Below are 13,413 nucleotides of genomic sequence, written 5' to 3' on the forward strand. Positions count from 1 at the left end.
TGGAAGATCTTGAAAGTCTTCCAGCACCAATCGCCTGAAAGACTAGTCAGGATGATGGTGGTGATGATGGTTGAACTGAACGCGTGTCATAATAATCTCGTCGATGAATGAGTATTCATTTGTGGGGTTTAACCTAACTAAGATGGCTGCGCTTGGCAACACTTTTTTAAACAGGTAATTCGGAAAGCACTGAAACAGGTTGTTCTGGTTTGCAATCCGGGCGCAAACTACGGTGAAGTCAGGGTTGATGTTTCACGCCAGGAGTCAAAATGAAGAAGGTCGCGATTGTGGGACTGGGCTGGTTAGGTATGCCGCTGGCCACGGCGTTAACCGCGCGAGGCTGGCAGGTTACCGGCAGCAAAACCACGCCAGACGGTGTTGAAGCCGCTCGTCGCTGCGGCATTGAGGCGTTCCAGCTGGAACTGACGCCGGAATTGCTCTGTGATGCCGCCGATATCGAGCCGCTGTTCAACGTAGATGCACTGATCGTCACGCTACCCGCCAGCCGTACCGCAGAAGGTGGCGAGGCCTATCTTCAGGCGGTGCAGAATGTGGTCGATACCGCGCTGGTGTACAAAGTGCCGCGCATCATCTTTACCAGCTCAACATCGGTTTATGGCGGCAGCTCCGGTGTTAAGCGGGAAAACAGCCCGCTGGCTGCAGAAACGGTAGCCGGAAAGACGCTGGTGAAACTGGAAAGCTGGCTGCACGATCTGCCTGGGACCAGCGTGGATATTCTGCGGCTTTCCGGTCTGGTCGGGCCAAAACGCCATCCAGGCCGCTTCCTGGCGGGTAAGCAGGATGTGGCGAATGGTTCGCAGGGCGTGAATCTGGTGCATCTGGATGATGTGGTCGAGGCGATTACGCTGCTGCTGCAGTTGCCCAAAGGCGGCCGTATTTATAACCTGAGTGCGCCAAAACACCCGACGCGTGACACCTTTTATCCTGCCGTCACGCGCCAGCTTGGCCTGCAGCCGCCGCAGTTCGCGCCAGAGGCCGTAAAAGACAGCGGCAAGCTGATTGATGGATCGCGCATCTGTAGCGAACTCGGTTTTGAGTACCGCTATGACGATCCTGTGAAGATGCCACTGGAGTGATACGTTGATGACGATATTGTGGGGGCAGGATGCCCCCGCTGAATGGCATGAGTGCCCGTGCTATATAGTTACAACATACTTAAGGGGTTCAAGAACAGGGCAGATTGTGCTCGCAGGCAGGCCGGTAATAAGCAGGCCAGACAGCAAAGTCTGGCCCTTAACCTCATACTCCCAGCCGGTCCCTCAGCGCGTACCACACTGCGCCCATCGCCGTCAGCGGCACTTTAAACCGCCGTCCGCCGGGGAAGGGCAGGTGAGGCAGGCGGGCAAAAGCATCGAACCGTTCGGCGTCGCCGCGTAACACTTCGCTGATTAGCTTGCCGGAGAGATGCGTGCTGGTCACACCATGGCCGCTGTCACCCTGCATGAAATAGACATTGTTCTCCAGCCGGCCAAACTGCGGCATGCGCGACAGCGTCAGCAGGAAATTGCCGCTCCAGCTGAAGTCCAGCTTCACATTCTGCAACTGCGGGAACGTGCGCGCCAGTTTGGGTCGTATTAACGCTTCGATATCCGCCGGTTCACGTGCGCCATAGACCACACCGCCGCCATAAAGTAGCCGGTTATCTGCGGTCAGTCGGAAGTAATCCAGCAGGTAGTTACAATCTTCCACACAGTAGTTGTTCGGCATCAGCGATAACGCCTTGTCGGGTGTCAGCGGCTCGGTCGCGACAATCTGCGATCCACACGGCATGCTTTTCCTGCTCAGGCGCGGCTCCAGTTGCGGTGACAGATAGGCGTTACCGGCGAAGATCACAAACGTTGCGCTCACCTCGCCGTGAGCCGTTTTCACCCGATTAGGTGTGCCGTAAACCACATTGGTTGCCGCAGATTGTTCATAGATGCGCCCGCCATGTCGCCGGATGGCTTCTGCTTCACCCAGTGCCAGGTTCAGCGGATGCAGATGACCGCCACGCCGATCCAGCAGTCCGCCGACGTAGCGTTCGGTGGCGACTTCGCGGCGAATGGTGCGTTCGTCCAGCAGCTCCAGATCGTAATTGCCATACTGCTGCCATAACGCTTTCTGTTTCTGCAGATGCGCCATCTGGCGCGTATTCAGGGCCGCAAAGATGCCGCCAGGACGGTAGTCACACTCAATTGCATACCGCTTGATGCGGTCGCGGATAATCTCAGCGCCTTCAAACATCATGCCGCCCAGCATGCGGGCGCTCTCTTTGCCGTAGCGCTGTTCAATCACATCTACGTCGCGGCTGTAGGAGTTCACCACCTGACCGCCATTACGACCGCTGGCACCAAAGCCGACGCGTGCTGCTTCCAGCACGACCACGTCGTAACCCACCTCGGTCAGATGCAGTGCCGCCGAAAGACCGGTGAAACCACCGCCAATAATGCAGACGTCACACTGAATGCTCTCCTGCAGCGTCGGCCAGGGCGCATGCGTATTGGCGGTCGCAACGTAATAACTCTCCACATAATTCATAACAACCTCCGGAATGCGCCTAGAAATTTGCTGGCGTGTGGGCACTGACAATGCGGCACGGGAAGTCTGCACTGTTGGTAAAGCTGTGCGGTAAGCCGGTATCAATCACGTAGCTCTCTCCGGCGGAGAGATGAAACGCTTGTCCGTTAATCACCAGCGTAATTTCGCCTTCCAGCAGCGTGCCGGTTTCCTCGCCCGGATGACGCAGCTTCTCGCCGGTACTGGCGCCGGGTTGATACGTTTCCAGCAGCATGCCCAGCGAGCGCTGCGCACCACCGTTGTCGATCAGCTTCAGCGAAACACCCTGGCTGCCAATCTCCACCAGGTCGCCGGGACGGACAATCACTTTGGGTTCTGCGTCCGGTTTGGGTTCCGAAAAGAATTCTGACAGCGATAGCCCATAAACCTTCAGCAGCTTCTGCAGCGTGCTGACTGCCGGGCTGACTTTATCCTGCTCAATGGTACTGATGGCGCTGTGAGTCAGCCCGGCCTGTTCGGCAACCCGACGTTGCGACAGCCCCAGCGTCTGGCGAATCTGCGCCAGTCGTCGTCCCGGTGCCAGCGTGGCATCACTCATCTGCTTTTCCCCTGTGATAGCGAATGGCGGCCTGAATAAAGCCGCTGAACAGCGCCTGTGATCCCGCCGTGCTTTCTGGCTGCCACTCGGGATGCCACTGTACCGCCAGGGCGAAGGGATGATGACGCAGACTGACGGCCTCAATCAGGCCATCCGGCGCGCGCGCTTCAACGCGCAGTTGCGGGCCCGGTTCGCGTACGCCCTGATGATGCAGTGAATTGACCCTCAGTGGGCTATCACTGTCGAGTAATGTTGCCAGCACGCCATCCGGTTCGATAGTGACCTGATGTGCCGGTGCATACTGTTGATCCAGTGGCAGCGTCTCATCTTCATGATGACGCTGAAACGGCGGCTGCCCGCTCACTTCTCTCCACAGCGCGCCGCCATTCGCCACCACCAGCTCCTGCATGCCACGGCAGATGCCGAATATCGGCATTTTATGGCTGGTTGCCCAGGTGATTAGCTGAAAGGCAAGATGGTCCCGACCTGGATCGGCATGGGGCTCTTCGCCCGGCTCGCCATAATGCCAGGGTTCGATATTACTCGGGCTGCCGGTTAGCAGCAGGCCATCCAGAACAGCCATAGCGTTTTCTAATAGATGAGGGGCATTCATCAGACTGTGGGGAAGTGCCAGCGGCACACCGCCCGCAAGAACAATCGCGTCGATATATTTGTTGTGAACCGTCTGGGTCAGATGGCCGCCCAAATCTTTCTGACACATCACTACGCCAATCAACGGCTTGTCAAAAATAATGCCCATCTCCCGTCCTCGCATCGCTGTTCGAAATATCTACCGAAAAGGCACGTCTGGTGACTAAGTGTGCAATATTTTTTCAATCTAACAACCTGCTGTTTGTTCTTCAAACAGAATTGTTACATTTGCACACTTTTTATGTTGGCGCTATGTTAGTGGTGTGGCTGTTATTTTGAGCATTACGCAAACCTAATAGGGGCGGGTGAGATCATGACTAACCTGGTAGAAGTGGAAGACTTCATGCTTCACAGTGAAGAGAAACGAACCAGCGCGTTCCAGCTTGAGGTGAGAACCTGGCTGGAGCGCCATCCTGAAACGCAGTATGTCGACATCCTGTTAAATGATCTAAATGGTGTGTTCCGCGGCAAGCGCATTCCGGTCTCTGCGCTGTCTAAACTGGAAAAAGGGTGTTATTTCCCCGCCTCGGTGTTTGCCATGGATATCCTCGGCAACACGGTGGAAGAAGCGGGACTCGGGCAGTCACTGGGCGAACCTGATAACCTCTGTCTGCCCGTCACCGGTACGTTAGTTCCCTCCGCGTCTGACCCTCAACACATTGCGCAGCTGTTGTTAACCATGTGCAACCAAGATGGCACTCCCTTTGACGTTGAACCCCGAAATGTCCTTAACCGGCTGTGGCAACAGCTGCGTAACCGAGGGCTGTTTCCGGTGGTAGCGGTAGAGCTGGAGTTCTATCTGGTGGACAAAAAGCGTGATGCAGAAGGCTTTATCCAGCCGCCGTGTTCGCCTGGTAGTGATGAACGCAATATGCAGAGCCAGGTCTACTCGGTAGATAACCTCGATCACTTCGCCGATGTGCTGCGCGACATTGACGATCTGGCGCGTCAGCAGGGCATACCGGCCGATGGCGCGCTGGCGGAGGCCTCGCCCGGACAGTTTGAAATTAACCTTCACCACACGCGCGACGTGCTGCGCGCCTGCGACCATGCGGTGCAGCTCAAGCGTCTGATTCGTCAGGTGGCGGAAAATCACGGTATGACCGCAACATTTATGGCCAAGCCGTATGAGGAATATGCGGGCAGCGGCATGCATGTGCATATCAGCATGCTGGATGCGGCCGATCACAATGCTTTCGCCTGCGATGACGGCAGTGATTCGCCACTGATGAAACGCGCGCTGGCCGGCATGATCGACCTGATGCCCGCGTCAATGGCGCTGCTGGCACCTAACGTGAATGCCTATCGCCGCTTTGTTCCGGATGCCTATGTGCCGTTACAGGCCTCATGGGGCCATAACAACCGGACGGTTGCGCTGCGCGTTCCCTGTGGCGATATTGATAACCATCGTATCGAGTATCGCGTGGCCGGTGCCGATGCTAACCCTTATCTGGTGGTGTCGGCTATCCTGGCCGGGATGCTCCATGGACTCGATACTCAGTTGCCGTTGCCGCATCCGGTCACTGGCAACGGTCATCATGCCGAGGGGCTGGCACTGCCGATTCGTCAGAGCGATGCACTGTATGAATTTGACAACAGTTATCCGTTGCAGAAGTTACTGGGCGAACGTTTTGCCAGTGTCTGGCACAGCTGCAAAAATTATGAACTGATGCAGTTTGAACGGCTGATTACCTCTACGGAAATTGACTGGATGCTGAAAAACGCCTGAAACGCCGGTTTACCCGCACTTCCGTGCGTTATTTTTGCATATGATGCCCCGATGGCTTGTATTTCTGCCACGGGTTGGGGCAGAATACGCGGCCTGCAAAATCAGATGATAACCGACGCTTCACGCGCCGGTTATTTTTTTTGCATCAGGTTTTAATAGAGCGTTTTTGCTGACTTAACCGAGGCCGGGCACGCACCCGGATAGATAAACACTGAAAACACGCGTAAGCGTGAGATTGAGGATTACAAAGATGGGGATGTTTTACACTCTGCCAGCTAACGCTGGTACGCGTTTTCGTGATGACTACGGCGCCGCGTCAACCGCTAACCTTTCTCCCTGTCGCTTAATGCGCAGTTGCCCTGTGACCCAGCCCAGCCAGGTTGTTGCACATGGGGGACTGAAGCATGTCGCTTAATACCTCCGCCGCACCGCAGCGTGCGCAACTCAAAAAAACACTCACGTTACTTCCGGTCGTCATGATGGGCTTAGCCTACATGCAGCCTATGACCCTGTTCGATACCTTTGGCATCGTTTCCGGGCTGACCGACGGTCACGTCGCCACCGCTTATGCTTTCGCGCTGGTTGCGATTCTGTTTACTGCTGTGAGTTACGGTAAGCTGGTACGCCGCTTCCCCTCTGCGGGCTCCGCTTATACCTATGCTCAGAAGGCAATCAGTCCGCACGTCGGCTTTATGGTCGGCTGGTCATCTCTGCTGGACTACCTGTTCATGCCGATGATCAACATCCTGCTGGCTAAAAACTATTTCGAATCGCTGGTGCCGGGCATTCCGTCGTGGATTTTTGTTGTGCTGCTGGTTGGGTTTATGACGCTCTCTAACCTCAAGGGCATCAAAACTGTTGCGAACTTCAACAGCGTGATTGTGGTGCTGCAGGTGGTTGTCATGGTCGGGATCACTGCGATGGTGATCTACGGTGTGGCCAGCGGCGTCGGTTCCGGTACGCTGGTAAGCAGCCGTCCGTTCTGGTCTGAGAATGCCCATGTGGTGCCGATGATTACCGGTGCGACCATACTCTGCTTCTCGTTCCTCGGCTTTGATGGCATCAGTTCGCTGTCGGAAGAGACCAAAGATGCAGAACGCACAATTCCTCGCGCCATTTTCCTGACTGCGCTGATTGGTGGTGTGATCTTTATCGCTGCGTCTTACTTCCTGCAGCTTTATTTCCCGGACATCACCCGCTTCCAGCACCCGGACTCCTCACAGCCTGAAATCATGCTGTTTGTCGCCGGTAAAGCGTTGCAGGTTGGCATCCTGATCTTCTCGGTGGTCACGGTGCTGGCATCCGGTATGGCAGCGCACGCAGGCGTGTCGCGTCTGATGTATGTAATGGGCCGCGATGGCGTGTTCCCGGAGCGTTTCTTCGGTTACATCCATCCAAAATGGCGTACCCCGTCGCTCAACGTGCTGCTGGTCGGTGCGATTGCGCTGATGGCGATTAACTTTGATCTGGTTACGGCTACCGCGCTGATTAACTTTGGTGCGCTGGTGGCGTTTACCTTCGTTAACCTGTCGGTGATCGCGCAGTTCTGGGTCCGTGAGAAGCGTAACCGCACGCTGAAAGATCACGTTCAGTATCTGCTGCTGCCGCTGCTGGGTGCACTGACGGTCGGTGCGCTGTGGGTAAACCTGGAAGAGAGTTCTATGGAGCTGGGCCTGATCTGGGCCGCCATCGGGATTATCTACCTGGCCTTTGTGACCCGCAGCTTCCGTAATCCGGTGCCGCAGTTCAGCGAAGAAGTCTAATCGCGCTAACGTTGCCGCCTTTCCGATCTTGCGGGAAGGCGGCAACGGTTTAACTGGCCAGCACCAGCTCCCAGTTACCCATACTTAACAACTCCCGTCCTGCATTACTCAGTTTTTTATCGGTTATAACCACATCAAACCTCTCCAGCGGTAACGCCAGAAACGTCGCAATCCTGTTGTACTTCGAACTGTCACTCAGCAGCACCCGCTTACTGCTCACCTCACTCACCGCCTGTTTCACCATCACTTTATCTTCATCCGGCGTAAACAAGCCGCGCGGCCCCCAGCAGGAGGCGGAAATAAAGGCAATATCGATAGCCAGATGACGGAGGCTTCGTGCCGCCGACTCGCCGACACAGGAGCGGTTCTCCCGGCATACGGTGCCGCCAGTGTGAATAACCCGGCACTGACTCGCTTCCATCAGCAGATTCGCCACCATAAAATCATTGGTCACCACCAGCACATCATCCCGATCCACCAGCTCTCGTGCCAGCGCTAATGTCGTGGTGCCGGCATCCAGATAGATGCAGCTGTTACGCGGAATGTGCCCGGCCGCGGTGTGGCCGATAGCGCACTTTTCTTCGTTGTAGAGGGCGCTTTTCGTCAGATGTGAGGGTTCAGCCGCCAGCCGATCGGCCGAGCGTACGCCGCCGGAAACGGACAACACCGCACCTTGTTCTTCCAGTTTCTGCACATCACGACGTATGGTCATGTGTGACACACCCAGCCGCTCAGTGAGTTCTGCAATGCTGACCACGCCACGATCGGCGACCAGCGCCAGAATCTGTTGATGACGTTCAACCGGAATCATATCTGCTCCCTGATAATTATCATTTTTTCACACTATAAAGTATCTGCCGCTTATCCAGAACAAAAAATAGCAGCATGCACCCCATGATAGCGTGCTTTAACGCCCTTTAAGAGCCAGATTGCGGATAAATATGCCATGTTAAAAATTGTTCCTGTTCACAAGTGTGATGTTTTTTTGTGAGGGATAACACATTTTTACCGGGAGTAAGCTGGCAGGATTAACAGTAACAAACAAATAATCACTTAATTTAACAGTGGAGGCGTAACGTGCCAGCTGAAAATATCTGTGTTATCGGGTTAGGTTCTATGGGCATGGGTGCCGCGAAATCCTGTCTGCGTGCCGGTTTAAACACCTGGGGTGTCGATTTAAACCCCGCTGCGCTGGAGAGCTTACGTCAGGCCGGCGCACGTGATGCGCAGCCATCCGCCTCTGCCTTTGCAGACCAACTTGATGCCGTATTGCTGCTGGTGGTGAACGCGCAGCAGGTAAACGCCATTCTGTTCGGTGAAGCGGGCCTGGCTGCAAAACTGCGTCCCGGCACCGCAGTCATGGTTTCATCCACGCTTTCCGCGCACGATGCGCAGCAGATTGAACAGCGGCTGGCCGAACACCAGTTGCTGATGCTGGATGCCCCGGTTTCCGGCGGTGCCGCCAAAGCGGCCAGCGGTGAAATGACCGTGATGGCCTCAGGCAGCGACGCAGCCTTTGCGTACCTGCAGCCGGTGCTGGATGCGGTCGCGGCCAAAGTGTACCGCGTGGGCAGTGAAATCGGCCTTGGGTCTACCGTCAAAATTATCCATCAGCTGCTGGCGGGTGTTCATATCGCAGTGGGTGCAGAAGCGATGGCGCTGGCGGCGCGGGCCGGTATCCCGCTGGACACCATGTATGAAGTCGTCACCAATGCGGCGGGCAATTCGTGGATGTTCGGGGACCGTATGAAGCATGTAGTAGACGGGGATTACAGCCCGAAATCAGCCGTCGATATCTTTGTGAAAGATCTTAACCTGGTCGCCGATACTGCCAAATCGCTGCACTTCCCGCTGCCGCTGGCCTCAACCGCCCTCAACATGTTCACCGAAGCCAGCAACGCGGGATATGGCCGCGAAGATGACAGCGCGGTAATTAAAATCTTCAGCGGCATCACGCTGCCACAGGCCGGGGAGAAAAACTGATGCGTCTTGGGGTCATAGCGGACGATTTCACTGGTGCAACGGACATCGCCAGTTTTCTGGTGCAGAACGGCCTGAGCACTATTCAGTTCAACGGCATTCCCGCCAGCGAAGAAATCACCGGGGCGCAGGCGATAGTGGTCAGCCTGAAAAGCCGCTCTTGTCCGGCAGAGCAGGCGGTTGCCCAGTCGCTGGCGGCGCTGGCCTGGCTGCAGCAACAGGGCTGCGAGCGCTTCTACTTCAAATATTGCTCTACTTTCGACAGCACAGCGCAGGGCAATATCGGTCCGGTGACCGATGCGCTGCTGAACGCACTGGGTGAAACGCAGACGGTCATCTGTCCGGCGCTGCCTGTCAATGGCCGCACTGTCTACCAGGGCTATCTGTTTGTCGGTGATCAGCTGCTGTCAGATTCCGGGATGCGTCATCATCCGGTCACACCGATGCACGACAGCAACCTGCTGCGTCTGATGACGTCGCAGGCGTCGGGAAAAGCCGGGCTGATCGCAGCGGCGAAGGTCGAACAGGGCGCAGAGTCAGTGCGTCAGGCGCTGGGCCAGCTGGCGGCGCAGGGGATCAACTACGTCGTGACCGATGCTCTGCATCAGGATCATCTTGTGACGCTGGGCGCGGCACTAAGCGATATGCGGCTGGTCACCGGCGGTTCGGGGCTGGCTATCGGTCTGGCACGGCAGTGGGCGACGGCTGAGACCGACGCTGAGGCGGAGCAGGCTGGTCGTCCGCAGGGCGATCGCGCCGTGGTACTTTCCGGCTCCTGCTCGCAGATGACCATCCGGCAGGTTGCCGCGTATCGCCAGCTGGCACCGGCCTGCGAAGTTGAGATTGAACACTGCCTGGAAGATGCTGAAGGGTATGCCCGACAGCTGTGCGACTGGGTAGAAGCACATCGCCATCAGGCGCTGGCACCGCTGCTGTTTGCCACTGCGGACGCGCAACAGTTGCAGGTCATTCAGCAGCGCTATGGTGCGCAGCGCAGCAGTGAAGCCGTTGAGCAGCTGTTCGCCGCCGTCACCCGTGAGCTGAAGCAGCGCGGCTGGCAGCGCTTTATCGTAGCGGGCGGTGAAACCTCCGGTGTGGTTGCGCAGAGCCTGGGCGTAACGGCCTTTCACATCGGCCCGACCATTTCACCTGGCGTACCCTGGGTTCGCGATATCCATCAGCCGCTCTCACTGGCCCTGAAATCAGGCAATTTTGGCGATGAAGACTTTTTCCGCCGCGCGCAAACGGAGTTTACTTATGTCTGAATCTTTCTCTTTCGCGGAGCAGCAGGCGCGTGACGAGATGGTGCGTCTTGGCGCGTCGTTCTTTCAGCGTGGCTATGCCACCGGCTCCGCAGGTAACCTCTCTATGTTGCTGGCCGATGGCAATCTGCTGGCGACACCCACCGGTTCCTGCCTCGGGGAATTACAGGGTGATCGGCTGTCAAAAGTCACGCCTGAGGGGGAATGGCTCTCCGGTGATAAACCCTCCAAGGAAATCGCGTTTCATCGCGCGCTCTACCTGAATAATCCCGACTGCAGGGCAGTGGTGCATCTGCATAGCCACTACCTCACAGCGCTGTCGTGTTTACAGGGTCTGGACAAGAAAAACTGCATTCGCCCGTTTACGCCTTATGTCGTGATGCGCGTGGGTGATGTGCCGGTCGTGCCTTACTACAAGCCGGGCGATGAACGACTGGCCGAGGATCTGGCAACGCTGGCTCCGCGCTACCGTGCCTTTCTGCTGGCGAATCACGGTCCGGTGGTGGTGGGCAAGTCACTACAGGAAGCGGCAGACAACACCGAAGAGCTGGAAGAGACTGCCCGGCTGATCTTTACCCTGGGCGATCGCCCGATTCGTTATCTCAATGATGCCGAAGTGGCGGAATTAAGGAGCCGATGATGCCGAAGTTTGCTGCTAACCTTTCGACGCAGTTTACAGAATACCCCTTTGCTGAACGCTTTGCGGCAGCGGCAGAAGCCGGTTTCACGGCGGTCGAGTTTCTGTTTCCTTATGACTATCCCGCCACGCAGATAAAACAGTGGCTTGATGATAATCATCTGGAGCTTGTGCTGTTCAATACGGCTCCCGGCAACATTGCGGCGGGTGAGTGGGGCGTCTCTGCCATTCCCGGACGGGAAGCGGAAGCTAAGGCGGATATCGATCGCGCCCTGCGTTATGCGATTGCGCTGAACTGCCCGCAGGTTCATATCATGGCCGCGACGGTGCCGCCTGGTGCCGACCGCCAGCGCTACGTCGAGACCTTTATCAGCAATATGCGTTATGCGGCTGAGTGCTTTGCGCCGCACGGCATCACCCTGCTGATAGAAGCGCTCAACCCGACAACTAAACCCAACTATCTCTACGCCAGTCAGTATCAAACGCTGGAGATGGCTGAACAGATCGACCGGCCCAATGTGTTTACTCAGCTCGACCTGTTCCATGCACAACGGGTGGACGGCAACCTCAGCCATCTGATTCGCCACTATGCCGGACGCTATCGTCACGTACAGATTGCGTCGGCACCGGATCGCCATGAGCCGGATGAGGGTGAAATTAATTATCCGTACCTCTTCGCGCTGCTGGATGAGGTTGGCTATGCCGGCTGGATCGGCTGCGAGTACATCCCGCGCGGAAAAACGACCGAAGGGCTTGGCTGGTTTAAACCCTGGAAGATAAGAACCTGATTTAACGTGCTTTAAAACCGGTGTTTCGGCACCGGTAGGAAGAGGCTTGCCTTTTTTCTGGCCCTGCACCTGCTATTTCTGTACGCCGATAACCCAAAAAATATAACAATTTCTGAGGTTTACTATGTCCACCGCACTGCTGTTAGCCATAGCGACCGCCAGCATCGTGATCCTGCTGCTGCTGGTCATCAAAGCCAAAGTTCATCCGTTTGTCGCCCTGTTAATTGTCAGTCTGCTGGTGGCTATCGCGACCGGCATTCCGGCTGAAAAAATCATGGAGACGATTATCACCGGGATGGGTGGGCTGCTCGGTCATATCACCATCATTATCGTTTTGGGTGCCATGCTTGGGGCGATTATTGAAGCCTCGGGCGGTGCTGAATCGCTGGCGCAACGCTTCAGTAAAACGCTGGGGCTAAAGCGAACCGTCGCGGCCCTGACCATGGCGGCCTTTATCCTGGGCATTCCGGTGTTTTTCGAAGTGGGCTTTATTATCGTCATCCCGCTGATTTATGGCTTCACTAAGGTGGCACGCGTCTCACCTTTGAAATTTGGTCTGCCGATGGCGGGTGTGATGCTGACAGTGCACGTGGCGCTGCCGACCCATCCGGGCGCAGCCGCTGCGGCGGGCATCCTGCACACCGATATGGGTTGGCTGATGATGCTGGGTATTGCGATTTCAGTGCCGGTCGGCATCATCGGCTACTACGTGGCGAAGGTCATGAACCGTCGCCATTACCCTCTGTCGGTGGAGGTGCTGGAACAGTTGCAGATGGCGAAGCCGGAGGGACAGGAAAAGAAAAATGAGCCAGCACCGCCCGGCGCGCTGACCATCTGCGGTCTGATTGTGGTTCCGATTGTGTTAATTGTGCTGGGAACGCTGTCCCACACACTCCTGACAGAAGGGAGCCTGCTGCGAAATGTGATGACCGTGATTGGCACGCCGCCGATTGCTCTGCTGATTGCCTTAGGTCTGGCGGCGTGGCTGCTGGGCGTGCGACGGGGCTGGAGCAAAGACAAGCTGGAAGATCTGACTGGTCGCGCCATTCCCACCTCAGCCAGCGTGATTCTGGTGGCCGGTGCGGGTGGGGCATTCGGTAAAGTGCTGGTGGAGTCGGGCGTGGGTAAAGCGCTGGCGGTCACGCTTGAAACGCTGAATCTGCCGCTGGTCCCGGCTGCGTTTATCCTGTCGCTGGCACTGCGTGCATCACAGGGTTCAGCAACAGTTGCCATCCTGACCACCAGTGGTTTGCTGACGCAGGCGGTAACTGGCGTGACGGATATGCAGCGGGTACTGGTCACCCTCGCAGCCTGTTTTGGCGGCCTGGGACTGTCGCATGTCAACGATGCGGGATTCTGGGTGGTGACCCGTTATCTTGGATTATCCGTCGCCGATGGTTTACGCACCTGGACCGTGCTGACGACAATAATGGGATTAAGCGGTTTTGCGCTGACCTGGCTGGCGTGGACCGTACTCTGATTCAACAA

13 protein-coding genes and 1 other annotated feature (1 of these 14 running past the window's edge) are annotated in these 13,413 nt (G+C 56.6%); of the genes, 8 read left to right on the forward strand and 5 right to left on the reverse strand.

Features of this window, described 5'->3' with window-relative positions; all coding sequences use genetic code 11:
- Positions 1-67: a sequence feature (His leader region), on the reverse strand (it extends 54 nt beyond the left edge of the window).
- Positions 43-90 carry a his operon leader peptide gene (hisL, locus tag IAI47_RS07100; protein ID WP_100396937.1) on the reverse strand — a complete coding sequence of 16 codons (48 nt, stop codon included), beginning with the start codon at positions 88-90 and terminating at the stop codon, positions 43-45. (Overlaps the previous feature by 25 nt.)
- 179 nt (positions 91-269) lie before the next feature.
- On the opposite strand from hisL, the gene IAI47_RS07105 reads away from it, so the two are divergent.
- Positions 270-1,097 (forward strand): SDR family oxidoreductase, encoded by an 828-nt coding sequence (locus tag IAI47_RS07105; protein WP_008926057.1) that lies wholly within the window; start codon positions 270-272, stop codon positions 1,095-1,097.
- Between the two features lie 163 nt (positions 1,098-1,260).
- Here the strand turns inward: IAI47_RS07105 and IAI47_RS07110 are convergent, their stop codons facing one another.
- From IAI47_RS07110 to puuD, 3 genes are read right to left on the reverse strand one after another with little or no spacing between them, the layout of a single operon-like run.
- Complete coding sequence (locus IAI47_RS07110) at positions 1,261-2,538, reverse strand: FAD-binding oxidoreductase (RefSeq protein ID WP_008926055.1); 1,278 nt, start codon at positions 2,536-2,538, stop codon at positions 1,261-1,263.
- Between the two features lie 19 nt (positions 2,539-2,557).
- Positions 2,558-3,115, reverse strand: coding sequence for an HTH-type transcriptional regulator PuuR (gene puuR, locus IAI47_RS07115; protein ID WP_008926054.1), 558 nt, complete (start codon positions 3,113-3,115; stop codon positions 2,558-2,560).
- Positions 3,108-3,875: a gamma-glutamyl-gamma-aminobutyrate hydrolase gene (gene puuD / locus IAI47_RS07120; RefSeq protein ID WP_004571328.1), complete on the reverse strand. Its 768-nt coding sequence runs from the start codon at positions 3,873-3,875 to the stop codon at positions 3,108-3,110. Before puuD ends, puuR begins: the two co-directional genes overlap by 8 nt.
- A 204-nt stretch (positions 3,876-4,079) precedes the next feature.
- Here puuD and IAI47_RS07125 point away from each other — a divergent pair, with 204 nt between their 5' ends.
- Together IAI47_RS07125 and IAI47_RS07130 are read left to right on the forward strand one after the other, a co-directional pair.
- Entirely contained in the window at positions 4,080-5,495 is a 1,416-nt protein-coding gene (locus IAI47_RS07125) for a glutamine synthetase family protein (protein WP_008926053.1), read from the forward strand.
- A 404-nt stretch (positions 5,496-5,899) separates the two neighbouring features.
- Entirely contained in the window at positions 5,900-7,258 is a 1,359-nt protein-coding gene (locus IAI47_RS07130; protein WP_008926051.1) for an APC family permease, read from the forward strand.
- Positions 7,259-7,307: 49 nt separating this feature from the next.
- Here IAI47_RS07130 and ygbI read toward each other — a convergent pair whose 3' ends face one another.
- Positions 7,308-8,069, reverse strand: a complete 762-nt coding sequence (gene ygbI, locus IAI47_RS07135) for a DNA-binding transcriptional repressor YgbI (RefSeq protein ID WP_008926050.1) — start codon at positions 8,067-8,069, stop codon at positions 7,308-7,310.
- Between the two features lie 266 nt (positions 8,070-8,335).
- Between ygbI and ltnD the strand changes: the two genes are divergently transcribed.
- From ltnD to IAI47_RS07160, 5 genes are all read left to right on the forward strand, one after another.
- Entirely contained in the window at positions 8,336-9,241 is a 906-nt protein-coding gene (gene ltnD / locus IAI47_RS07140; protein ID WP_008926049.1) for an L-threonate dehydrogenase, read from the forward strand.
- The gene (otnK, locus tag IAI47_RS07145) at positions 9,241-10,503 is read left to right on the forward strand and encodes a 3-oxo-tetronate kinase (protein ID WP_008926048.1); all 1,263 of its coding nucleotides are present in this window, start codon (positions 9,241-9,243) and stop codon (positions 10,501-10,503) included. Before ltnD ends, otnK begins: the two co-directional genes overlap by 1 nt.
- Positions 10,496-11,140: an aldolase gene (locus IAI47_RS07150; protein ID WP_008926047.1), complete on the forward strand. Its 645-nt coding sequence runs from the start codon at positions 10,496-10,498 to the stop codon at positions 11,138-11,140. The genes otnK and IAI47_RS07150 overlap by 8 nt, the downstream gene beginning before the upstream one ends.
- Positions 11,140-11,925: an HPr family phosphocarrier protein gene (locus IAI47_RS07155; RefSeq protein ID WP_008926046.1), complete on the forward strand. Its 786-nt coding sequence runs from the start codon at positions 11,140-11,142 to the stop codon at positions 11,923-11,925. The genes IAI47_RS07150 and IAI47_RS07155 overlap by 1 nt, the downstream gene beginning before the upstream one ends.
- 124 nt (positions 11,926-12,049) lie before the next feature.
- The gene (locus tag IAI47_RS07160) at positions 12,050-13,405 is read left to right on the forward strand and encodes a GntP family transporter (protein ID WP_008926045.1); all 1,356 of its coding nucleotides are present in this window, start codon (positions 12,050-12,052) and stop codon (positions 13,403-13,405) included.
- Positions 13,406-13,413 lie beyond the last annotated feature (8 nt).

This window comes from Pantoea sp. MT58 (assembly GCF_014495885.1).
Lineage (GTDB): Bacteria > Pseudomonadota > Gammaproteobacteria > Enterobacterales > Enterobacteriaceae > Pantoea > Pantoea eucalypti.

Excerpts from the sequence above, each read along its gene's own strand:
- puuR (WP_008926054.1), bottom strand. The coding sequence starts at position 3,115 with ATGAGTGATGCCACGCTGGCACCGGGACGACGACTGGCGCAGATTCGC.
- IAI47_RS07105 (WP_008926057.1), top strand. The coding sequence starts at position 270 with ATGAAGAAGGTCGCGATTGTGGGACTGGGCTGGTTAGGTATGCCGCTG.
- IAI47_RS07160 (WP_008926045.1), top strand. The coding sequence starts at position 12,050 with ATGTCCACCGCACTGCTGTTAGCCATAGCGACCGCCAGCATCGTGATC.
- otnK (WP_008926048.1), top strand. The coding sequence starts at position 9,241 with ATGCGTCTTGGGGTCATAGCGGACGATTTCACTGGTGCAACGGACATC.
- ygbI (WP_008926050.1), bottom strand. The coding sequence starts at position 8,069 with ATGATTCCGGTTGAACGTCATCAACAGATTCTGGCGCTGGTCGCCGAT.
- IAI47_RS07110 (WP_008926055.1), bottom strand. The coding sequence starts at position 2,538 with ATGAATTATGTGGAGAGTTATTACGTTGCGACCGCCAATACGCATGCG.
- IAI47_RS07125 (WP_008926053.1), top strand. The coding sequence starts at position 4,080 with ATGACTAACCTGGTAGAAGTGGAAGACTTCATGCTTCACAGTGAAGAG.
- IAI47_RS07130 (WP_008926051.1), top strand. The coding sequence starts at position 5,900 with ATGTCGCTTAATACCTCCGCCGCACCGCAGCGTGCGCAACTCAAAAAA.
- puuD (WP_004571328.1), bottom strand. The coding sequence starts at position 3,875 with ATGGGCATTATTTTTGACAAGCCGTTGATTGGCGTAGTGATGTGTCAG.
- IAI47_RS07150 (WP_008926047.1), top strand. The coding sequence starts at position 10,496 with ATGTCTGAATCTTTCTCTTTCGCGGAGCAGCAGGCGCGTGACGAGATG.
- IAI47_RS07155 (WP_008926046.1), top strand. The coding sequence starts at position 11,140 with ATGCCGAAGTTTGCTGCTAACCTTTCGACGCAGTTTACAGAATACCCC.